Genomic DNA, 23,731 nt, shown 5'->3' with positions numbered 1-23,731 from the left:
AAAAATTATTTTTTCGTAGGACGAGGGAAGAGGACTTTTCTAGAAAGTTTCATTTTTTTGTTTTTATCGTTAATTCCCATGAATTTTACATCAATAATATCTCCTATTTTCAATTCTTCTTCTATATTGTTTAATTTTTTCCATCCTATTTCAGAAATATGTAATAATCCTTCTATTCCTTTAGAAATTTCAACAAAAGCTCCAAAATCTTTTATAGATTTTACTTTTGCTTTGTAAACCTTCCCAATTTCAGGAACAAAAGTAATTTCTTTAATTCTATTAATAGCTTTTTCCATTTTTTTATAATCTTTTCCTATAATTTCAATATACCCCATTCCTTCTTTTTCTTTAATTAAAATATTTGTCTCTGTATGAGATTGTATTTCTTGAATAATTTTTCCTCCCGGGCCTATAACGGAACCTATCAAATCTTTTGGGATATTTAAAGTATATATTTTTGGAGCATTAGGTTTCAATTTTTTTCTATACTTTGGTAAAGTATTCAACATATTTTTTAATATGAAGATACGACCTTTAAAAGCTTGCATTAAAATTTTATTTAAAAGATCATATGTTAATCCTTTTGTTTTTACATCCATTTGACATGCTGTAATTCCATTCTTTGTTCCCGTTATTTTAAAATCAAGTTCTCCAAAACTATCTTCATCTCCAGTAATATCAGAGATTATAACTGTCTTTTCTTTTTTTTTATCTGTGAACAATCCCATAGAAATTCCAGAAACAGGATTTTCAATAGGTATTCCTGCATCCATCAATGCTAAACTTGCTGCACAAACTGTAGCCATAGAAGAAGAACCATTAGATTCTAATATATCAGAAACTACACGAATTGTATATGGATTATTGGAAAGAACATTTCTTAGAGCTCTTTGTGCTAAATTTCCATGACCTATTTCTCTTCTAGTCACACCTCTAATGACTCGTATATCTCCTGTAGAAAAAGGAGGAAAATTATAATGTAGATAAAATTTTTCTTGGTTTTCCATAATAACATTATCAATTCTATTGGCATCTAAAGATGATCCTAATGTTACTGTAGTTAAAGACTGAGTATCTCCTCTTGAAAACAATGCGGATCCATGTATTCCAGGTAGATAGTCTACAATACTACATATTGGGCGTATTTGTTGATTGGTTCTTCCATCTAATCGAACCCCTTCTTCTAAAATCATATGTCTAATTATTTCTTTTTTAATTTCCTCATAACATTGAAGAATATAAATCTCATTTTTTTCTATTTCATTTGTTGAAAAATTTTTCTTGAATTGATTTAATATTTCTTTTTCCTGAAAAGATCTCGTTTTTTTATCCAAGTAACTTTTATATACTTTGTATATTTTTTCATAAGAAAAAGAAAAAAGTTCTTTTTTCAAATTTTCTTTTTCTAAAGAATCTTCTTGATTCAAATCATTATAAAAGAAAATAAAACGATTTTTTGGTAGTTTTTTTACCAGTTTAATTTGCGCTTGTATTTGATTTTTTACAGCTTTATGAGCTGTAGTAATAGCATTTATAAATTCTTTCTCTGAAATTTCTTTCATTTCTCCTTCTATCATGATAATAGAATTCATAGAAGCACCTACTATTAAATCTATATCTGCTTTTTCCAACTGATCTAAACTAGGATTTAGAATAAATTTTCCATTTACACGGATAATACGGGTTTCTGATATTGGGCCATCAAATGGAATCCCTGCCACTGACAAGGCAGTGGACGCGGCTAATCCAGCTAATCCATCTGGTAAAACTGTTTTATCATAAGATAACAAAGATATCATAATCTGTATTTCTTTTCGAAAGAAATCAGGAAAAGTAGGTCTTAAGACACGATCTACTAATCTCATTGTTAAAATCTCTTCATCAGAAGGTCTTCCTTCTCTTTTTATAAATCCACCAGGAATTTTTCCACCTGCAGAATATTTTTCTCTATAATCTACTGTTAATGGCAAAAAATTGATTCCATTTTTAATTTCCTTGGAAACGACTACAGTTGCTAATAACATTGTATTTTTTGTACGTACAATAGCAGACCCGTCAGCTTGTTTAGCTAACTGTCCTGTTTCTATTACAATAGTACGATCATCTTCTAGAGAAATAATTTCTTTTACTATATCTGACATATTGAATTGTTTTCTTCTGATCTGTCTGAACTGAATAAAAAAAAACAAAAAAAAAATTGTGTTTTTATCTCCTTTCTGAAAAGATCTTAAAAGGATAATTTATTTGTAATTAGAAATTACATCATAGTAATTGATACACTTACTTTACTTAATTATATTATTTTGTATTGTGTTTGTGTATGGAGAATCGGATTATTTATTTATCAGTTTTTATTTTTTTCTGTAAATTGATCATTTTCTTAATCCCAAGTGTTTGATTAGTTCTTTGTAACTATTTCTATCATATAGTTCTATATATTTCAGTAGTTTTTTTCTTTTTCCTACTAATTTGACTAGTGCTCTTTCTGTGTTGAAGTCTTTCTTATTATTTTCTAGATGTTTGCTTAAATGGTTAATTCTATAAGTAAATAAAGCAACTTGTGCTTTGGATGAACCTGTATCTAAAACAGATGCTCCATAAGTTTTAAATATTTCTTTTTTTTTTTCTGATGTCAAGTACATATACATATGTATGATTGTATTGTAAAGTTAAAATAAAAATAATTTTTGAATTAAAAAACTACATATTTAACAGAGAATCTATATATTTTCTATCATTAGACAATCGGGGGACTTTATTTTGTCCCCCTAATTTTTTCTGTTTTTTTAACCAATCGTAAAACAATCCATTTCTAGCAACATATATAACAGGAGGACGTAAAATTATATTCTTATCCCGTTTAATTTCATAATCCGAATTCAAAGATTTTAATTCTTCATCTAAAAGATCTCTAAAATTGTTTAAATTTTTTGGTGGTTCTTTAAATTCTATAATCCATTCATGAGCTCCCGAATTTTTCTGATTCATATAAATAGGCCCTGCTGTATATTCATGAATAATAGAATCAGTTTTTATACAAGCCATGTGTAATGCTTTTTCCGCATTTTCAATAATTAATTCTTCTCCAAAAGAATTTATATAATGGGTAGTTCTTCCAGAAATAAGAATTCTATATGGAGATAAACTAGTGAATTTTATTGTGTCGCCAACTATATATCTCCATAATCCAGCGTTTGTAGAAATAACAATTGCATAATTTTTGTTCAATTCTACTTTTTCAATAGGAATAATTTTTTGATAAGGGAGCTCGAATTCTTCCATGGGAATAAATTCATAAAAAATTCCATGATCTAATAATAGTAAAAGATCTTTTTCATTTTTTTGATCCTGTATTGCAAAAAAACCTTCTGATGCGCTGTATACTTCATAATAATTAATAGAGTTAGAGAATAAATTATTGTATTGTGAAATATATGGTTTAAAACTTACACCTCCATGGAAAATCACTTCTATGTTTTTCCATATTTCATCTATTTTGTTTTTTTTAGATGTTTGTAATAATTGGTTTAAAAAAATTAGTAACCAAGAACAAACTCCTAAAAGAATGCGGACATCTTTATATAATGTTTCTTTAACAAGGGTTTCTAATTTTTTTTCCCATTCACTTATTAAAGCAATTTTTTTATTTGGAATACTAATATATTCCGCCCAAAATGGAAGGTTTTTTATCAAAATAGAAGATAAGTCTCCATAAAAAGTATTGTACTTTTTGTATAACTCGAAACTTCCTCCTAAACGAAGAGATTTTCCGAAAAAAACTTTCGTTTTGGGATGATTATGAATGTATATAGATAACATATCTTTTCCTGCTTTGTAATGACATTCATTCATAGAATTCTTAGTCACAGGAATATACTTACTTTTTGTATTTGTAGTTCCAGATGATCTGGCGAACCATTTTACTTGACCGGGCCAAAGAACATTTTTTTCTCCTTTTCTGATTCTTTTAATTATAGGATGTAAATCCATATATTTAGAGATGGGGATTCTTTCAGAAAATTGTTTGTATTTTTTGATGTTGCAAAATCCATATTTTTTTCCAAATTCAGTATTTTTTGCATATACAATCAATTTTTGCATTAATTGATGTTGGGTACCTATTGGATTCCGGATAATATGTTCTATATTTTTAATTCTTTTTTTTAGAAAAGCAGATGTAAAATATCCAGATAAAGACTTCATAAGTATGAAAAAATTTTAATTGATCTAAAAATATCACTTAGAAGAAACTATTTTTTTTGATAAATAAATAGATGCAATTCCAAATGTTAATTTTTTTGTATGAATGGGGTTAAATCTGTGGTATTTTAAAAATTTTTTCATTTTATTTCCGTAATAAGAAAAAGATTTAATAGATTCTTGTAAATAGTTATAGGCAAAATAATTTTTTGATAGATAACTTCCAATTTTAGGTAAAATAAAATGAGAATAAAAATAATAAAGTTTTTTTATACAAATATTTGAAGGATGAGAAAATTCTAAAATTTCTAAAAAACCCAAAGGTTTAAGGATTCTATATATTTCTTTTAAAGAAATGTGAAAACACTGAAAATTTCTAAAACCGAAAGAAATAGTCACCCCGTCAAATGTATCATTTTTAAATGGGATATTTTGTGAATAGCCCTGAATAATTTGAACTCTTTTTTCAAGAAAATGATTTTTTATTTTTTTTTGAGCTATTTTTAGCATTTTGTAAGATGGATCCATACCTATCACATTAGTGTCATGAAATTTTTTAGCAATTAGTATAGCAAAATCTCCAGTTCCAGTAGCTACATCTAATATTTTTTTTTTTTTATTAATGTGATTTAGAAGATTCACTGCTTTCTTTCTCCAAAGAAAATCTATTCCAAAAGACAAAACATGATTCAGAAAATCATATCTTGAAGAAATGTCGTCAAACATTTTTGTTAATTCTTTTTCATTTGAGAAAAGAGGATCTTTGTTCATAAGATTCTGTAATTTACATAACAGAAATGAAAAAAACGATTTTTTCAAAAGATTTTATTATTTATTATTTATTATTTTCAAACGTAGTGAAATGATTCGATCAGTTATTACAGGAACTGGACATTATTTACCAAAAAAGATTGTAAAAAGCAATCATTTTTTAAAACATACATTTTACGATCAAAAAGGATTAAAAATCAATAAATCTAATGAAGATATTATTAAAAAATTTCAAAAAATAACCGAAATAGAAGAAAGAAGATACATTAATAATAATAATTTATTTAATTCAGATATTGCTACTATTGCTGCAAAAAAAGCTTTGATCAATTCCAAAATTGATAAAGAAAAAATAGATTATATTATATCTGCTCACAATTATGGAGATATCAATCCTATTTCTTTTCAATCTGATTTGATGCCTTCGATAGCAGCTAGAGTGAAGAATAAACTTCAAATAAAAAATAGAAAATGTCGTCCATATGATATGATTTTTGGATGTACAGGATGGATCGAAGGGATGATTTTAGCAGATCAACTTTTACGATCTAGGTATGCTAATAATATTTTGATTACAAGTTCTGAGACTTTATCTAAAGTTATAGATCCACATGATAGAAATGCAATGATTTTTTCGGATGGAGCAGGAGCCGCAGTGTTATCTGCAATTGATGATATAAAAGATGAAAATAACGGGATAATTTATTATGATTCTCAATGCAATAACAATGAGGAATTACATTATTTAACTAATGGACCTTCTTTGAATCCTAGTTATAAGAAATCTTTAGTCAATATTAAAATGAATGGAAGACGGATTTATGAATACGCATTAACAGAAGTTCCCAATATGCTAAAAAATATATTGGACCATGCGGATTTACATATTAAAGATATTAAAAAAATTCTTATTCATCAAGCAAATGCTAAAATGGATTATGCTATTTTGAAAAGATTGTTGAAATTGTACAATGATTCTTCTTTTTTTTTTAAAAACAAATATTTTTATTCAAATTTAATGCCAATGACTATCCAAAAATTTGGAAATTCTTCTGTTGCTACTGTTCCTACTTTATTAGATTTAATTCTTCAAGGAAAAATGCCTCCTCATGAAATTCATCCTGGAGATACTATTTTAATGGCATCATTAGGAGCGGGAATGAATATTAATGGAATGATTTATCGTTTTCCACTAAATCAATAAATATTCCTAATGATAATACTTATATATACTTATATATAATAACTACTGTGTAAGAGTAAAGTAAGAAAATAAGAATTGAATTATGAGAAAAAAAATACATCCAAAAAATTATAGACCTGTTGTTTTTAAAGATATTAACAACGAAAAAATATTAATATGCAGATCTACAGTAGAAACAAAAGATTCTATTCAAATAAATGGACTAGATTATCCTCTATATAAAATGGAAGTATCTAGTTTTTCACATCCTTTTTTTACTGGAGAAAAAAGATTTCTAGGAAAAACAGGTCCCGCAGAAAGGTTTAAAAAAAAATATGAAAAATATAATAATATAAATAAAAAGAAGTAATCATTTTATGTCGTTATTGTTATGGATTTTTTTATATTATATGATGGGATAGAATGGGAAAATTTGTTTCCTATTACATTCACTAGACCAGTATCTGAAATTCGTTTAGGAATTTTTACTCTAAGAGAAAGATGGGAAAAATATATGGGGGGAAAAGCAGTAATTCTTACCCAGCCATATCTTTCAAAAAAATATTCTTTTGGGATTAGTAGAAACAATGTATTTAGAAACATTTTACTAATCAACTCTTCATTTATTCCAAATGAAGAGTTGATTCAAATTCTTTTCAAATTAAAAGAAAATGAAGCGATTGTTTGCAACAATAAGATTGTTGCTTTTAGAGAATCTTATTTTTCCTATTCCGATGCATCGGAGGCATCTCTTATTATTAAAAAAAAGAAAAAATACAAAAAAGTTTATCCCCTAAATAAAATTGTTTATATTCAATATCCATGGGATCTATTTATCCATAACGAAATTGTATTAAAACAAGATTTTTTTTCTTTTTTTAAGAAAAAAAAATCTTGTTCTATTTTAGGAAATAACCAGATTCTTTTGAAAGAAAAAATATTTCTGGAAGAAGAAATAGTTGCAGAAAATATTGTACTCAACGCGAATACAGGTCCAATATATCTTGGAAAAGGAGTTCAAATTATGGAAGGATCCATGATTAGAGGCCCCGTCGCGATTTGTCAGAAAGCAACATTAAACATGGGGACTAAAGTATATGGATCGACAACTATTGGTCCATTTTGTAAAGTAGGTGGAGAAATAAGAAATTCTATTCTATTTTCTTATTCGAACAAAGCTCATGATGGTTTTTTAGGAAATACTATTTTGGGAGAATGGTGTAATTTAGGAGCTGGAACGAATATTTCGAATTTAAGAAATGATTATTCTAAAGTAACAGTTTGGAATTATAAAAAAAAGGATTTTTATCCTATTGATGTACAATTTTTTGGGATGATTATGGGAGATCATTCTAAATCTGCTATCAATACCCCATTTAATACTGCTACAATAGTTGGTGTTAATGCAAATATTTTTGGATATGGATTTCCTCCTAGATACATTTCTTCATTCTCTTTTGGAGGAATACAAAATAAGAAATTGATTCTTTTTAGGAAGGTTTGTGAAACAGCTGAAATTATGATGAAAAGAAGAAATGTCCATTTTTCTTTTTTGGATAAAGAAATTTTAGAATACTTATATATAAATAGATTAGAAAAGAAAGAATGAAAAATAAAAAAGGGGGGCCCCCATTCTTTAAAAAAGAAAATAATTAATATGCTAAAACATAATTTAGGTTATCCTCGTATAGGAATACGAAGAGAATTAAAAAAAGCTTGCGAATCTTATTGGGGAAATAAAATTGATTCAAAAAAATTGTTTGATGTTGGAAAACAAATACGAGAAGAAAATTGGAAAATACAAGAAAAATCCGGGATGGATTTGATCCCATGTAATGATTTTAGTTTTTATGATCATGTACTAGATATGTCTTTATTATTAGGGGCAATTCCAGAATCTTATAAAGAAATAGTTCATGATACTACTAATGATGATAGTAGTAGTAATCAGAAGATAGAGATTTATTTTGCAATGGCTAGAGGGATTCAAAAAAAAGGATTGGATATAAAAGCTATGGAGATGACTAAGTGGTTCAATACTAATTATCATTACATAGTCCCCGAATTTTACAAAAATCAAAAATTTAGTATTTTTTCAAGAAAAATATTCGATGAATTTGAAGAAGCAAAAAAAATATTAAAATCAATTCCAAAACCGGTTGTGATAGGTCCTGTTTCTTACCTTTTTTTAGGAAAAGAAAAAGAAAAGGAAAATTTTCATAAGATGGATTTGATTGAAAATATTGTTCCTATTTATATAAAAGTAATCAATTCTTTAAAAAAGAGAGGTTCTAATTGGATACAATTGGACGAGCCAATTTTAGTTTTTGATGATTTATCTAAAAAAGTAGTAGAGGCGTTTCAATATTCTTATCAAGAAATTTCTAAACATTGTTCTGAAATTAATATTCTATTAACATCCTACTTTGATGGAATTTCAGAAAACATTTCTATTCTTAGAGAGTTTTCTTCTTCTATAAATGCTTTGCATGTTGATTTAATAGAAGATCCAGATCAATTAGAAAAAGTGCTTAGTTTTTTGAGTGATACAAAAATGATTTTATCTTTAGGGTTAATAGATGGAAGAAATATTTGGAAAAATAATTATGTGAATTCCATTAAGAATATCGAAAGATCAATAAAAGTGTTAGGAGAAAAACGTGTTATGATTGCTCCCAGTTGTTCTCTGATACATATCCCCCTCGATATAGAATATGAATATTCCATTCATTCAGATATAAAAAATAGAATGGTTTTTGCAAAACAAAAGATATATGAATTAAAAGATTTAGAAGATATTATGAAAGGGAATAAGGATTTATTATCTCAAAATTTGATGTCTTTAAAAAAAACAAAAAGTTCTTTTCTTTTTCATGATCAAAAAGTGAAAGAAAAAGTAAAACAAGTAAGAGACTTAGATTTTCAAAGAAAAAGTCCTTTTAACATTCGACAAAAAAAACAAAATAAAAAATTTAATCTTCCTGTATTTCCCACTACGACCATTGGTTCCTTTCCACAGACTAAAGAAATTCGTACTTTACGAAATAAGTTTAAAAAAAAAGAATTTAGTCAAGAAGAATATGAAAAAAAAATTAAGGAATTTATTGTATATGTTATAAAGAAACAAGAAGAAATCAATTTAGATGTTTTAGTACATGGAGAATTTGAGAGGAATGATATGGTCGAATTTTTTTCAGATAAACTAAAAGGATTTATTTCTACTGAAAATGGGTGGGTTCAAAGTTATGGAAGTCGCTGCGTGAAACCTCCAATTATTTATGGAGATGTTACTCGGAATAAAAATATTACCACTAAATATATCTGTTTTGCTCAGTCCCAAACTGAAAAATTAATGAAGGGGATGTTGACTGGACCTGTAACTATTTTACAGTGGTCTTTTGTAAGAAATGATCAACCTATTTTTACTACGGCTTATCAGATTGCTTTATCTATTAGAGATGAAGTAAAGGATTTAGAAGATTCTGGTATTCAAATAATTCAAATTGATGAACCAGCAATTAGAGAAGGATTACCTTTGAAAAAAAAAAAGTGGAAATTTTATTTTGATTGGACAGTTAAAGCTTTTCGGATTTCTTCAAGTGTAGTAAAAGATGAAACTCAAATTCATACACATATGTGTTATAGTGAATTTAATGACATATTACCTCATATAGAAAATCTAGATGCAGATGTTCTAACAATAGAAACATCAAGATCTAAAATGGAATTGTTAGAATCTTTTTCAAAATATTCTTATCCAAATGAAATAGGCCCCGGGGTATATGATATTCATTCTCCAAGAATTCCTACTGTAAAAGAAATATTTGATTTAATTAAAAAAGCTTCTAATAGGTTTCCAATTAAAAATATTTGGGTGAATCCAGATTGTGGTTTAAAAACTAGAAAATGGAATGAAGTAATGAAATCACTTAAAAATATGACAAAAGCTGCAAAAATAGCTAGAGAAAAATTATTAAATAATCCTATCCTAAATAATAATCAGAAATCATAATCATTCTATATTTGTGTAAAAATTTTGAAATGACGTTACAGGAAAAAGAAGAAGAAATTAAAAAAGAATTTATTCTTCTCAAAGATTGGGAAGAGAAATATGAATATCTTATAGATTTAGGAAGAAATTTGCCCGAAAAATCGATTGATTTTAGATCAGATGATAAATTAATTTATGGATGTCAATCTCAAGTTTGGCTAGGTGCCCAATTAAAAGGAGTACGTGTTTTTTTTGATGCAGATAGTGACGCTTTGTTGCCTAGAGGTATGGCAGCTCTTATGATTCGTCTATATTCAGGACAGATTCCTTTTGAAATCATTTCATCAAATGCAAATTTTATTTCTGAAATAGGTTTGAAAACATTTTTATCTCCAATTCGATCTAATGGTCTATTTTTATTTTTGAAAAAGATTAAGTTGTATGCGATTTGTTTTCAAGAAAAAATTTCTATTCAAACGAGTAGAAAAGTTACATAGATGATTTTATGTTCTTTTTATTTTCAAAAAAATGAGGAACTATGAAACTATGAATATGAATAATAATAAGTTTCAAACCATTAATCCGGTTGATAATAGTATAATTAACACTTATTCTTTTCTTTCTGAAAAAGATATTTTAGAAAAAATATCTATAGCTCATAAAGCATATGAAGAATGGAAAAACACTTCTTTTTCTTATAGAATTAAACAGATTATTAAACTGTCTTTTTGCATGAAAAAGACTATAGATATCATATCGTATTTAATTACTCAGGAGATGGGAAAACCCATATATCAATCAAAATCAGAAGTCAATAAAAGCATAAAATTGTGCGAGTATTATTCTTCTATTAAAGAATCTGTTTTTTTTAAAAATATAACAACTACAGAATATGAAAAATCTTATGTTAGATTTGAATCAATAGGTGCTATATTAGGGATTATGCCTTGGAATTATCCAATATGGCAGACTATAAGATATGCCATTCCTAACTTGTTATTAGGAAATGTAATTCTTTTAAAACCCGCTTTTAATACTACAGGTTGTTCTATTCTTTTAGAAAAAATATTTATTGAATCTGGATTTCCAAAAGGGGTTTTTCAAGTTCTTTTAATAGATATTCCTAAAATAGAATCAGTTATATCTAATTCTACAATACAAGGAGTTACTTTTACAGGAAGTCATTTTGCTGGAAGTCATATAGGATATTTATCCGGAAAATATATTAAAAAATCTGTTTTAGAGTTAGGTGGTAATGACGCTTTTGTAGTTCTAAAAGATGTGAAAAACATAGAAGAAACTGGAAAAATTGCAACAAAATCTAGATTAAACAATACAGGCCAAACATGTATTTCAGCTAAAAGATTTGTTGTGGATAATTCCATTTCAGATTATTTTATAGATATTGTAATTCAAGAAATGAAAAAATATCAGAGAGGAGATTTATATGATGAATCTACTAAAATAGGTTATATTTCTCGTTCTGATTTATCTGAAAAATTATATAAACAATACAATAATATTATTGCTAATGAAGCAAAAATCTGTCTCTCTTCTGTAAGAGAAAAAAATTTTTTTTCTCCATCTTTATTGAAAATAAAAAATAATAATATTTCTTCAAATAAAGAGGAACTATTTGGGCCAATAGGATTGATATATACTTTTTTTGATGAACAAGAAATTCCATCTATTGTGAATTCTACATGTTATGGATTAGGTGCTTCCATTTGGACAGAAGATTTAGAAAAGGCGGAGGAATTATCCAAAAAAATTCAGACGGGTATGGTATTTATCAATGAAGTAGTAAAGTCTGATCCTCGTTTTCCTTTTGGAGGAATAAAAAAATCTGGATATGGAAGAGAGCTTTCTGTTCTGTCAATAAAAGAATTTTCTAATTGGAAAACTATTATAATCAAAAAATAATTATAAAATTTTTCGCATTCTTGCAACAGGAATCTGCATTTGAGATCTATATTTTGCTACAGTACGTCTAGCTATTGGATAGCCTTTTCTTTTGAGAATATTTGATAACTTTTCATCAGTTAAAGGGCTTTTTTTATTTTCTTTTTCAATAGAATCTCCTAATAATTTTTTTATTTCAATTGAAGAAATTTCTTCTCCTTCTTCGTTAATCATTTTTTCTGAAAAAAAACTTTTTATTAAAAAAGTTCCATATGGTGTATTTACATATTTACTGTTAGCAACACGAGAGACAGTTGATATCCCTACTCCAATTTTTTGTGAAATGTTTTTTAAAATCATAGGTTTTATTTGATATGGATCTCCAGTTAAAAAATATTCTTTTTGATAATCCATAATAGCATTCATTGTTAACATTAATGTATCTTTTCGTTGTTTAATAGCATCAACAAACCACTTTGCTGAATCAATTTTTTGTTTTATAAACATAATAGCATTTTCGTCATTTTTTATATTTTTTATTTTCTTTGAACAATTATAAGATTTTAACATCTCTAAATATAAAGATGAAATTTTTACTTCTGGAGTATTTCTTTGATTTAAAGAAAGTTCTAATTTTCCATCTACTATGCAGATAGTAAAATCTGGAATAAGATTATCAAAATCATCTAAATTTTTAGCGTTTCCAGAATAAATCTTACCTGGTTTTGGATTTAACTTTTCTATTTTAGAAATGGCTTTTCTTAAATTTTTTTTTGTTGTTCCTAACTTATTTTGCAATTTTTGATAATGTTTTTTTGTAAAAAACTTGAAATAATCTTGGACAATTTTTTTTGCAAAATTTATTTCTGATGATTTTTTTTTATTTTTTAATTGTAAAAGAAGACATTCTTGTAAATTTCTAGATCCTACTCCTATAGGATCTAACTTTTGAATATAGTTTAAAAGCAATTTTTCAATCTTTTTGACAGATACTGATATTCCAAGAATCAGAAGTATATCATCAGATAGGGCTGTGAGATCTCTTCTGAGATAACCATCTTCGTCGATATTTCCTAATATAAAATCTGCTATCAATAAATCTTCCTGATTTAAAAAACGAAAAGTATGTAATTGACTTTTTAAATATTCTTGAAAAGAAATTCCCGAAATTATGGAAATATCTTTTCCGAATCCCCCTCTATATTGTTTTATAAAATTATGATTATTGTTATCTATTATAATTTCGTCTAAATTTTTTTTAGAAGAAAGATCTGCAGAGGAATCATTTATTATTCCATTTTCATCATCTGAAAAATCAAAAATTTCAGAATTTTCATCAGAACGAACATCTGTGATTCTATTTTTGTTATGATCGATAATAATATTATTATCTTTATTATTATAACAATCTTCTTCTAATTCTAATGCTGTATTTTCTTCCAATTCTTGTTTTACTCTTTGTTCAAAATCCAAAGTAGATAATTGTACTAATTTCATTAGTTTAATTTGTTGGGGGGAAAGCTTTTGTTGTCCTTTTTGTAATAATTTTTGTTTTAACATATTTTAGAATTCTGCATTTTTTGGAGTCCTGGGAAAAGGAATTACATCTCGAATATTTTTCATCCCTGTAATGAATTGAACTAAACGATCAAATCCTAACCCAAATCCACTATGGGGAACTGATCCAAAACGACGTGTATCTAAATACCAACAAAGTTTACTATTATCTACATTTGTGTTTTTTATGCGATTTAATAATATATCATAACGTTCTTCCCGTTGAGATCCTCCAATTATTTCTCCTATTTCTGGAAATAATACATCCATCGCTTGAACCGTTTTTTTATCCTTATTCATACGCATATAAAAAGCTTTAATACAAGAAGGATAATCAAATATTATTACAGGAGATTGAAAATAGTTAGTCACTAAATACTGTTCATGTTCTGATTGTAAATCCATCCCCCAAAGAACTGGATAAACAAAATCTGTATTTTTACTTTTTTCAAGAATATTTATAGCTTCAGTGTAACTGATTCGTATAAAAGTAGATTTTAATATTTTTTCTAATTTTTTTAAAAGAGAAGAATTCTTATTCCATTTTTTTATATGTTCATTTAAAAATGAGAGATCTTCCATGCAAAGATCAAGAATATATCTGATGATGTATTTTAAAAAATCTTCCGCTACATTCATATTTTCTTCTAGACGAAAAAAAGCCATTTCTGGTTCTATCATCCAAAATTCTGACAAATGTCGTGAAGTATTAGAATTTTCTGCACGAAAAACCGGTCCAAAAGTATATACTTTTCCTAATGCTAAAGCCGCAGTTTCCGCTTCTAATTGGCCAGAAACACTAAGATAGGTTTGTTGTTTAAAAAAATCTTTTGTATAATCTACTTTTCCTTTTATATATGGAATATTTTTTAAATCCAGAGTAGTCACTTGAAACATTTTTCCACTACCTTCAGAATTAGAATTAGTTATAATTGGAGAATGAATATAAAAAAAACCATTTTCATGAAAATATTTATGTATTAAAAAAGCTATATGATGACGGATCCGCATGATACTACTAAAAAGACTTGTACGAAAACGTAAATGTGCTTGTTTCCGTAATTTATCCAAACTATGTTTTTTTGGTTGTAAAATAGATCTTTGAAATCTTATAGAATCTACTTCTCCATAAATAGTTAGATCTAATGCTTGTAGTTCTATACATTGTTTTTTTCCTATACTTTCTTTTATCATTCCTGTTACTTGAATAGATGATCCAACTGTTATTTTCTTTATAATTTTTTTATCAAAATTTTTTTTGGATAAAATAATTTGAAGATTTTTAATTGTAGATCCATCATTTAATGATATGAAAATAGAATTTCGAAAAGAACGAATCCATCCTTCAACTAAAACTGTTTTATTTAAAAATATTTTTCCTTTATCTAATAATTTTTTAATAGAATACTTTTCAATCATTTATGAAGTATTTCTTTTTCTTTGGAAAGAAATAAGCAATTAATTTTTTGAATATATTCACTTGTTTTTTTTTGAATTCTATTTTCTCCTTCTTTTGATAAATCTTCTGATAGTTTCAATTTTTTTATATTTTGATTGTTTTTTTTACGTATGTTTCTTATGAATATTTTCGCTTGTTCTGTTTGCCATTTTACTTTTTTTATCAAGTTTTTTCTTCCTTCTTCTGTAATAACTGGAATATGAATATGAATATATTCTCCTTTATTATTCGGCATAAATCCTAAATTTGAATCAATGATTGCTTTGTCTATAATAGATATTATAGAACGATCCCAAGGATGGATAGTCAGATTCATATTGTCTATAATATTAATATTGGCTATTTCAATCAAAGGTAAGAAACTTCCATAACACTTTATTTTTATTTTTTCTAAAAAGGAAATAACAGATTTACTTCCTAATCGGATACTATAAATTTCTTTTTGTAATTGTTTTACAACTTTTTCCATATCCTTTTTGCAAGAAATAAAAATTTCATTTAAATCATCCATAATATTTTTTTTAGAAACATTTAGAAACAAGCGTCCCTACTTTTTCTCCGGAAATTACTTTTTTGAAATTTCCTATTTTATTTATATCAAAAATAATAATAGGTAAATTATTTTCGTTTCCTAAAATAAATGCTGTTTGATCCATCACTTTGATTCCCATCTGATAGGCCATATCAAATGATATGTTTTTTAGTTTTTTAGCACATTTATCTTTTTCCGGATCTGTAGTGTAGATTCCATCTACTCTTGTTCCTTTCAATAACACGTCAGCTTTGATTTCTATAGCACGTAATACAGCTGCAGTATCTGTTGTAAAATATGGGTTTCCTAATCCTGCAACAAATATAACAACTCGTCCTTTTTCAAGATGACGAATGGCTCTATCTTTTACAAATGGTTCTGCGATTTGATCCATTCTAATAGCTGTTTGTATAGAAGTACATACTCCTACATTTTCTAAATAAGATTGAAATGCGATTCCGTTAATCACGGTAGCTAACATGCCCATATAATCTCCTCCTATACGATCTATCGTATTTTCTTTTATCCTAGAAAATCCTCTAAATATATTTCCTCCTCCAATAACTATAGCAACTTGAGCTCCCATATCTACTACTTTTTTTACTTCTTCAGCATATTGTTGAAGACGAGTAGAATGAAGTCCAAATTCGTTATTACCCATAAGAGCTTCTCCGCTTAATTTCAACAATGATCTTTTGTACTTCATGATTAGTAATAAATAAAGGATGTTTTTTTTTTATTATTATCATTAATAAAAATAAAAATAGATACTGAGTCTAGACTAGAATAGAGACTAAGTAGTGGATTATGGAAAAATTCCTAATTTTTCATAAGAATCTATAATTTTATTTATAGCGAAAACAAATGCAGCAGTACGCATATCTTTTATTCCTGTTGAATTTTTTAATTCACGAATTTTATGAAATCCACTAATCATTGTATCTTCTAATCCGCTACGTACTAAATCTATTTCTCTTGCACCTCTGAGAATAATTTTTTTTTCTTCTTTTAGTATTTTTTTTCTGCAAATAGTTTCTATAACTTTCACTAATTCTGCATTCATATTTTCACTAAAACGTTTTTCCATACGGCCATATCGAACATGACTTAAATTCTTTAACCATTCAAAGTAAGATACGGTAACTCCTCCCGCATTTAAATAAATATCTGGAACAACAATTACCCCCATTTTTTCTAATATTTCATCTGCTTCTGGAGTAATAGGTCCATTTGCAGCTTCTCCAATAATTTTTGCTTTAATACGATTGGCATTGTTTTTATGTATAACATTTTCTAATGCTGCGGGAATAAGTATATCGCATTCTAATTCTAACGCTTTTTCCGTATTTTCAATGTTTTTTGAACCTGGAAAATTTAATATAGATCCAGTATTTTTCAAATGTAAAACGACGTTGTATACATTTAATCCATTTTGATTGTAAATCGCACCTTCTCTTTCTGCTAATGCAATAATAATAGCTCCTGCTTCGTGAAAAGAAGTTGCTGCATGATATCCTACATTTCCTAATCCTTGTATTATTACTTTTTTTCCTACTAATCCAACATCAAGACCTATAGATAACATATCTTCTTTGATACGACATAATTCTCTAATTCCATAAAAAACGCCTAATCCTGTTGCTTCCTTTCTTCCTCTAACACCTCCTTGAGAGATAGGTTTTCCGGTAACACAAGCTAATGCATCTACTTCTCCAGGACTCAGTGATAAAAACGTATCAAAAATCCAACTCATTTCTCTTTCTCCAGTTCCATAATCAGGAGCAGGAACGTCTATTCCGGGGCCTATAAAATTCTTTTTAATCAGCTCAGAAGTGTAACGACGAGTGATTTTTTCTATATTTTCTACAGAAATAGTTTGTGGATCCATTTTAATTCCTCCTTTAGCTCCTCCAAAAGGAACATCTACTATAGCACACTTGTATGTCATGAGTGCGGCTAAAGTCATAATTTCATCTTGGTTTACTTTTATGCTATATCTTATTCCTCCTTTGCAGGGGAGTTTGTGATGAGAATGTTGTACTCTATACGCTTCAATTACTTTAATTTCTTTTCCTATTTTCACAGGAAAGTGCATTCGGTATACTGAATTACAAGCTTTTATTTGTTCTAAAATGCCTTTTTCTTCTGGAGAAAAAAATTTTGCTGCTTTATCAAAATTTTTTTCTATAGAACTAAAAAAACTATACGTTTTATTTTGGTTTTTTTTTGACATAAAAAAAAGTTTTTAGACTTTTCTAAATCTAAAATGAAAAAAAAATTCAAGAAATGATTATGGAACACAAATTTACGTTTTATGTAGGAATCTTTTTTTTTAAGATACAATTGATAATAAATAATATCTTTTTTTAGAGAAAAAAATCATATATATACTATATTTATTACTTTTTTTGGTATTATAATTATTTTTTTTAATATTCTTTTTTTTAAAAAAAATTTTGTTTTAGAATGATTTAATATTTTATATTTTATTTTTTTTATTGAGATATCTGACTCAAATTTTTCTTCAAATTTAAACTTTCCATTAAACATTATTGGATATGTAATTTTTTTTTCTAAAATATATTTAGAATTGAAAGTAGGAATGGAATAATAAATGATAGATTTATTTTTTCCTAGTTTTTTCCATATTTCTTCAGAAATATGAGGGACAAACGGAGCCATTAATTTTACTAATGGTTCTAATATATTTCTTTTATTACATTTTAGAATAGTTAATTGGTTCACAAGAATCATAAAAATACTAATAGATGTATTGAAAGAAAAAGATTTTATTTTTTTATGCAATTTTTTGATTGCATAATGTAATATTTTGAATTCTTCTAAAGTTGGAGATAATTCACTAATCTGAAATTTTCCGTTTTTGTGAAATAAACGCCAGAACTTATTCATAAAATTTTTTATTCCGTTTATTTTTTCATCATCCCAAGGTTTTGATTGTGTAATAGGCCCCAAAAACATTTCATAAAGACGAAATACATCTGATCCATATTTTTCATAAATTTGATCTGGATTAATTACATTATATTTAGACTTTGACATTTTTTCTAATTTTCTTTTACAGAAAAAATTTCCTTCTTCTAACAGGAATTTAGCATTAGAAAATTCGGGCGCCCATTTTTTTAAGTTTTTGATATTTAATTTATTATCTTTTTTTAAAAGAGATATATCAACATAAATTTCTTGAAAAGATAAATTATTAGTTTGATTTCTTAATCCATAAGAAACGAATGTATTTTCTCCAATAATTTTTAGGATTATAGCAGAATAACTAAGAATCATTCCTTGATTTAATATTTTCTTAAAAGGTTCTTCTGAACTGATCCATCCTCTATCTTTTAGAAATTTATTCCAAAATCTTGCATAAATTAAATGTCCTGTAGTATGCTCAGATCCTCCAATATATAAATCAATATTTTTCCAATAATGTTCTTTTTTCTTTTCTATGAAAAATCGATGGTTATGAACATCCATATAACGAAGAAAATACCAACTGGATCCTGCCCAACTTGGCATAGTACTAGTTTCTAGTGGAAAAACTTGTTGATTGTCAACAAGTTTTTTTGAAACTATTTTCATATTTTTTTCATCCCAAGCCCAGTTATTGACTCTAATCAATGGAGATTTTCCATCTTTTGGATGAAAATTTTCTATTTTCGGGAGAAGAAGAGGAAGTTTATCAACAGGAATAGTTTTTGGAATTTTATTTTTAAAATAAATAGGAATTGGCTCCCCCCAATATCTTTGTCTAGAAAAAACCGCATCACGTAATTTATACGTATTTCTTTTTTTTCCAATATGTTTTTGTTCCAGAATTTGAATAATTTTTTCTTTTGCTTCTTTTGTGTTTAATCCATTTAAAAAATCAGAATTTATGCATGTCCCATTTTCTCCTTCATAAGGAATGACTTTTTTACTACTACTAGGATCAAGAATTTTTTCTTTTTTTTCAGGAATAAGGACAAGTAGGATTTCTAATCCAAATTTTTTTGCAAATTCTAGACTATATTTTTCATGCCCCGGGATCCCTATTATAGATTTTGTTTTCTGGTCTACAGAGAAATCATTACTAATATAAATAGGAATCTTTTTCATTTTAATAAATGGATGAAAAACATAGTTCCCTGTGAACACTCCAGAAATAGTTTCATTATTTTTTCCTACTAATCCTAATGAAGCTCCCCCCCCCTTATTTTTTTTATAGTTGATCACATTTTTTTTATGTGTAGAAATAGAAATTTTTTCTGCAATAGGATGATCTGTAGATAAAATAATAAAAGTCATTCCAAATATAGTTTCTGGTCTAGGAATAAATAATTCCACTTTTTTTATATTTTCTTTTTGAAATAAAATTTTCAATAGAATGGATGCACCTAAGTTTTTTCCTATCCAATTTTTCTGCAAATTTTTAAAGGATTTAGAACAGTTAATAGATTCTAATCCCTTTAAAAGTCTTTCTCCATACGAACTGATTCTTATATGCCATTGTAGCATTTTCTTTTTATAAATAGGATATCCCCCTCTTTGACTTTTTCCGTTTTTTATTTCATCATTTGCTAAAACAGTTCCTAAATCTGGACACCAATTAACTGTATTTTTACATAAAAAAGCTAAACGATATTCTAAAAGAACGGATTCTTTTTCATAAGAATTGAATTCTTTCCATGTATTAGAATCAAATTGATAGTTTAAAGTACTGCTTGCGGAGACCGACAAATTTCCGTTTTTATTAAATTCATCAATCAAAATTTCTATAGGTTTAGCTTGTTCACTTTTTTTGTCATACCAAGAATTAAAAATTTGAATAAACATCCATTGAGTCCAACGATAATAATTAGGATCACTTGTACATAATGAACGACTCCAATCGAAAGAAATTCCTATTTGATTTATCTGTTCTTGATATCTTTTAACATTTTTACGAGTAGTTTCATAAGGGTGTTGGCCAGTTTGTATTGCATATTGTTCAGCAGGAAGTCCAAAAGAATCGAATCCTATAGGGTTTAGTACATTATATCCTTCTGATCTTTTATATCTTGCATAAATATCTGATGCAATATATCCTAAACAATGGCCAACATGAAGGCCTGCTCCAGATGGATAAGGAAACATATTCAAAATATAATATTTTTTCTGTTTTTCTTCTTCTTTTGTATGAAAAAGATGATTATTTTTCCAATATATTTGCCATCGTTTTTCAATTTCACGAAAATTATATTCCATATTTTATAATTAAAAAATTACTATTCAATAATATTGAAATTAATTTCAATATTTGTAAATATGAATTTTTTTCTAAACAAGAAAAGAAATGTTTAATTCCAATTATTTCAAAAATAATTTGAACAAAAAATTTTTGAACAATCAAACGATAAGCTATTTGGTGAAATTAATTCAAGATCATCCAAATAAAATTGTAACAATATTTAGTTTATTAAAAATATGTAAAGCAACTTCTGTTTTTAAGGTTTTAGATTTTTCTATAAAAAAAAAAATTATAGAAGATCTTCCATCAATTCAAATGATGGAATTTTTAAATAAATTATCAGTAGATGACCGTGTTTCTTTTTTGGAAAATCTTCCCAAAAATTCTTTAAAAGATCTAATTAAATATTTGAATCCGGAAGAAAAACGTCAAACATTAGTTTCTTTGGGATATCCTGAAAATAGTGTTGGTCGTTTAATGATCCCATATTACTTATCTGTCCAAAATACTTGGAATGTACAAAAAGTATTAGATTATATACGAAAAGAAGGAAAGAATAGTGATGTTATAGAAATTATATATATAGTTGATCAAACAGGAAAATTAGTAGGTGATATAAAAATCAGAGAATTTTTATTAGTAGATACAAAAACTAAAGTGTCTGATTTAATGAATAAACAATCTACTGCAGTATTATATGTAACAGATACAGAAGAAGAAGCTACAAAAATGTTTTCTCTGAACAATAGAGTTTCTCTTCCCGTGATAGATGATCAGAAAATTTTATTGGGGATAGTAACCATAGATGATATTTTATGGGTATTAAATGAAAATTATAGAGAGGATATTCAAAAAATTGGGGGGATGGAAGTATTGAATCAATCTTATCTTAATGTTCCTTTATTAAAATTAATAAAAAAAAGAGCTGGTTGGCTTACTTTGTTATTTATGGGCGAAATGATTACAACAACGGTAATGCAGCAATTTTCAAGTGTGATAGAAAAAGCAGTAGTCTTGGCGTTATTTATTCCATTAGTAGTCTCAAGTGGTGGAAATAGTGGAGCTCAAGCAGCTAGTTTAGTTATTCAAGCTATGGCTTTAGGAGAAGTAAAAATAAAAGATTGGTGGACTGTCATGCGTAGAGAAATAATATGCGGTTTTTTTTTAGGTAGTATTTTAGGATTAACAGGTTTTATACGGATTATGACTTGGCATAGTATTAATTTATATAATTATGGTCCTCATTGTATTTTGGTTGGATTAACTGTTTTTTTTTCTTTGATAGGTGTAGTTTTATGGGGGACTTTTAGCGGATCTATGTTTCCTTTTATCATTAAAAAATTTAGAGGAGATCCAGCAAGTTCTTCTGCTCCTTTTGTAGCGACATTAGTCGATGTAATTGGACTGATTATATATTTCTCTATATCTTATCTCCTTCTTAAAGGAACAGTATTGTGAAATAATAGAATTTTTTCTATTTAAAATTTATCTCTGCATTTTAGTAAAACATTTTTAAAATCTTCAGGTATTGGACATGTAAAATTATATTTTCTCTTATTTCTTGGATGGATAAAAGAAAGAGAAATAGCATGTAATGCTTGTCTTTTTAAAATTTTTAAACACATATTAAAAAATTCAATATTTTTTTTAGATAGTTTTTTCTTCATAAGAATTTGATCCCCCCCATAAGTAGAATCATTGAATAAAGGATGTCCTAAATATTTGAAATGGGCTCTTATTTGATGTGTTTTTCCTGTTTCTATATTACAAGAAATATATGTTATATTCGGGTATCTTTCCAGGATTTTATAATGAGTTATTGAATATTTCCCTTTGTAAGGGAAAGGATTTTGAAATAGAATCATTCTTTTTCTATTTTTAGGATCTCTTCCTATAAATCCAGTTATACTCCCCTCTTTTTTTTGTAAATCCCCCCATACTAAAGCAATATATTTTCTTTTAATAGTTTTATGAAAAAATTGTTGTAATAACCATTTTTGAGAATGTTCATTTTTTGCTAAAAGAAGTAATCCTGAAGTATCTTTATCTATTCTATGAATTAACCCTAATCTAGGAGGAAATCTATTTTGATTAGAATTTTTTTTTAAATGATATTTAATTCCATGAATTAATGTTCCTTTTTCGTGTCCGAATCCTGGATGTACTACCATACCTGCAGGTTTATTTACAACTAAAACATCTTTGTCTTCATGAAGAATATCAAGAGGAATTTTTTCTTCTATAATATTTTTGTATTCTTCATCTAAGAAAAAAATGGATGTAGGGATAGTTTCTATAATTATAGAATCTAAAGGTTTGATTTTATAATTATTTTTTTTTATGATACGTTCATTCACTGATATTTTTCCTAGTCTAGTAGATTTTTGAATTTGATTCCTGCTAATATTTGGGATTGCTTGTATCAAAAATTTGTCAATACGAATAGGTTTTTGATCTTTATCTGCTAGGAATTTGAATATAGGCATTTTTTTTATTTTATTTAAATGCTTATTATTTTATTTCAACTTCTTAATCTTTTTTCTTTTTGTTGTCTAAGTCTTTCTTCTTCTTGTTATTATTATTGAAATCTTTTTTCTTTTTGTTGTCTAAGTCTTTCTTCTTCTTGTTATTATTATTGAAATCTTTTTTCTTTTTGTTGTCTAAGTCTTTCTTCTTCTTGTTATTATTATTGAAATCTTTTTTCTTTTTGTTGTCTAAGTCTTTCTTCTTCTTGTTATTATTATTGAAATCTTTTTTCTTTTTGTTGTCTAAGTCTTTCTTCTTCTTGTTATTATTATTGAAATCTTTTTTCTTTTTGTTGTCTAAGTCTTTCTTCTTCTTGTTATTATTATTGAAATCTTTTTTCTTTTTGTTGTCTAAGTCTTTCTTCTTCTTGTTATTATTATTGAAAT

19 protein-coding genes are annotated in these 23,731 nt (G+C 26.8%); 7 read left to right on the top strand and 12 right to left on the bottom strand.

The genetic code is table 11. The features are described 5' to 3' along the window. Positions 1-5: 5 nt before the first annotated feature. From pnp to ubiE, 4 genes are all read right to left on the bottom strand, one after another. Positions 6-2,141 (bottom strand): polyribonucleotide nucleotidyltransferase, encoded by a 2,136-nt coding sequence (pnp, locus tag H0H71_RS02615; protein ID WP_185855989.1) that lies wholly within the window; start codon positions 2,139-2,141, stop codon positions 6-8. A 231-nt stretch (positions 2,142-2,372) separates the two neighbouring features. Beyond that, positions 2,373-2,642 carry a 30S ribosomal protein S15 gene (gene rpsO, locus H0H71_RS02610; RefSeq protein ID WP_185855988.1) on the bottom strand — a complete coding sequence of 90 codons (270 nt, stop codon included), beginning with the start codon at positions 2,640-2,642 and terminating at the stop codon, positions 2,373-2,375. 58 nt (positions 2,643-2,700) lie between these two features. After that, a complete protein-coding gene (locus tag H0H71_RS02605) occupies positions 2,701-4,203 on the bottom strand; it encodes a GH3 auxin-responsive promoter family protein (protein WP_185855987.1) in 1,503 nt (500 codons plus the stop codon). 33 nt (positions 4,204-4,236) lie between these two features. Continuing rightward, a complete protein-coding gene (ubiE, locus tag H0H71_RS02600) occupies positions 4,237-4,971 on the bottom strand; it encodes a bifunctional demethylmenaquinone methyltransferase/2-methoxy-6-polyprenyl-1,4-benzoquinol methylase UbiE (RefSeq protein WP_185855986.1) in 735 nt (244 codons plus the stop codon). A 91-nt stretch (positions 4,972-5,062) separates the two neighbouring features. Between ubiE and H0H71_RS02595 the strand changes: the two genes are divergently transcribed. The 6 genes from H0H71_RS02595 to H0H71_RS02570 all read left to right on the top strand — a co-directional run bounded on the left by H0H71_RS02595 (position 5,063) and on the right by H0H71_RS02570 (position 12,068). Next, positions 5,063-6,175: a 3-oxoacyl-ACP synthase III family protein gene (locus tag H0H71_RS02595; protein ID WP_185855985.1), complete on the top strand. Its 1,113-nt coding sequence runs from the start codon at positions 5,063-5,065 to the stop codon at positions 6,173-6,175. An 82-nt stretch (positions 6,176-6,257) separates the two neighbouring features. Continuing rightward, entirely contained in the window at positions 6,258-6,524 is a 267-nt protein-coding gene (locus H0H71_RS02590) for a type B 50S ribosomal protein L31 (protein ID WP_185855984.1), read from the top strand. Positions 6,525-6,545: 21 nt separating this feature from the next. Next, the gene (locus tag H0H71_RS02585; RefSeq protein WP_185855983.1) at positions 6,546-7,763 is read left to right on the top strand and encodes a putative sugar nucleotidyl transferase; all 1,218 of its coding nucleotides are present in this window, start codon (positions 6,546-6,548) and stop codon (positions 7,761-7,763) included. A gap of 48 nt (positions 7,764-7,811) precedes the next feature. Next, entirely contained in the window at positions 7,812-10,166 is a 2,355-nt protein-coding gene (gene metE / locus H0H71_RS02580) for a 5-methyltetrahydropteroyltriglutamate--homocysteine S-methyltransferase (RefSeq protein ID WP_185855982.1), read from the top strand. A gap of 29 nt (positions 10,167-10,195) precedes the next feature. After that, on the top strand, positions 10,196-10,642 hold the full coding sequence (locus H0H71_RS02575) for a SufE family protein (protein ID WP_185855981.1): 447 nt from the start codon (positions 10,196-10,198) through the stop codon (positions 10,640-10,642). A 49-nt stretch (positions 10,643-10,691) separates the two neighbouring features. After that, positions 10,692-12,068, top strand: a complete 1,377-nt coding sequence (locus H0H71_RS02570; protein ID WP_238784443.1) for an aldehyde dehydrogenase family protein — start codon at positions 10,692-10,694, stop codon at positions 12,066-12,068. Here H0H71_RS02570 and rpoN read toward each other — a convergent pair whose 3' ends face one another. From rpoN to leuS, 6 genes are all read right to left on the bottom strand, one after another. Next, positions 12,069-13,607, bottom strand: coding sequence for an RNA polymerase factor sigma-54 (rpoN, locus tag H0H71_RS02565; protein ID WP_185855980.1), 1,539 nt, complete (start codon positions 13,605-13,607; stop codon positions 12,069-12,071). A gap of 3 nt (positions 13,608-13,610) precedes the next feature. After that, the gene (gene asnS / locus H0H71_RS02560; protein WP_185855979.1) at positions 13,611-15,023 is read right to left on the bottom strand and encodes an asparagine--tRNA ligase; all 1,413 of its coding nucleotides are present in this window, start codon (positions 15,021-15,023) and stop codon (positions 13,611-13,613) included. Continuing rightward, the gene (gene frr / locus H0H71_RS02555) at positions 15,020-15,574 is read right to left on the bottom strand and encodes a ribosome recycling factor (protein ID WP_185855978.1); all 555 of its coding nucleotides are present in this window, start codon (positions 15,572-15,574) and stop codon (positions 15,020-15,022) included. The genes asnS and frr overlap by 4 nt, the downstream gene beginning before the upstream one ends. Positions 15,575-15,584: 10 nt before the next feature. Beyond that, on the bottom strand, positions 15,585-16,301 hold the full coding sequence (gene pyrH, locus H0H71_RS02550; protein WP_185855977.1) for a UMP kinase: 717 nt from the start codon (positions 16,299-16,301) through the stop codon (positions 15,585-15,587). Positions 16,302-16,400: 99 nt separating this feature from the next. Next, positions 16,401-17,828: a Glu/Leu/Phe/Val family dehydrogenase gene (locus H0H71_RS02545; protein WP_185855976.1), complete on the bottom strand. Its 1,428-nt coding sequence runs from the start codon at positions 17,826-17,828 to the stop codon at positions 16,401-16,403. Positions 17,829-17,974: 146 nt separating this feature from the next. Next, a complete protein-coding gene (gene leuS, locus H0H71_RS02540) occupies positions 17,975-20,836 on the bottom strand; it encodes a leucine--tRNA ligase (protein ID WP_185855975.1) in 2,862 nt (953 codons plus the stop codon). A 160-nt stretch (positions 20,837-20,996) separates the two neighbouring features. Here leuS and mgtE point away from each other — a divergent pair, with 160 nt between their 5' ends. Beyond that, positions 20,997-22,277 (top strand): magnesium transporter, encoded by a 1,281-nt coding sequence (gene mgtE, locus H0H71_RS02535; RefSeq protein WP_238784475.1) that lies wholly within the window; start codon positions 20,997-20,999, stop codon positions 22,275-22,277. Between the two features lie 20 nt (positions 22,278-22,297). On the opposite strand, the gene H0H71_RS02530 is transcribed toward mgtE, so the two are convergent. After that, positions 22,298-23,305: an RluA family pseudouridine synthase gene (locus H0H71_RS02530; protein ID WP_185855973.1), complete on the bottom strand. Its 1,008-nt coding sequence runs from the start codon at positions 23,303-23,305 to the stop codon at positions 22,298-22,300. 43 nt (positions 23,306-23,348) lie between these two features. Next, a partial coding sequence (locus H0H71_RS02525; RefSeq protein ID WP_185855972.1) for a hypothetical protein occupies positions 23,349-23,731 on the bottom strand: 383 nt, incomplete at its 5' end.

It is taken from the genome of Blattabacterium cuenoti (assembly GCF_014251375.1).
Taxonomy (GTDB): domain Bacteria; phylum Bacteroidota; class Bacteroidia; order Flavobacteriales; family Blattabacteriaceae; genus Blattabacterium; species Blattabacterium cuenoti_K.
This window is presented reverse-complemented; position numbering and strand designations above follow the sequence as displayed.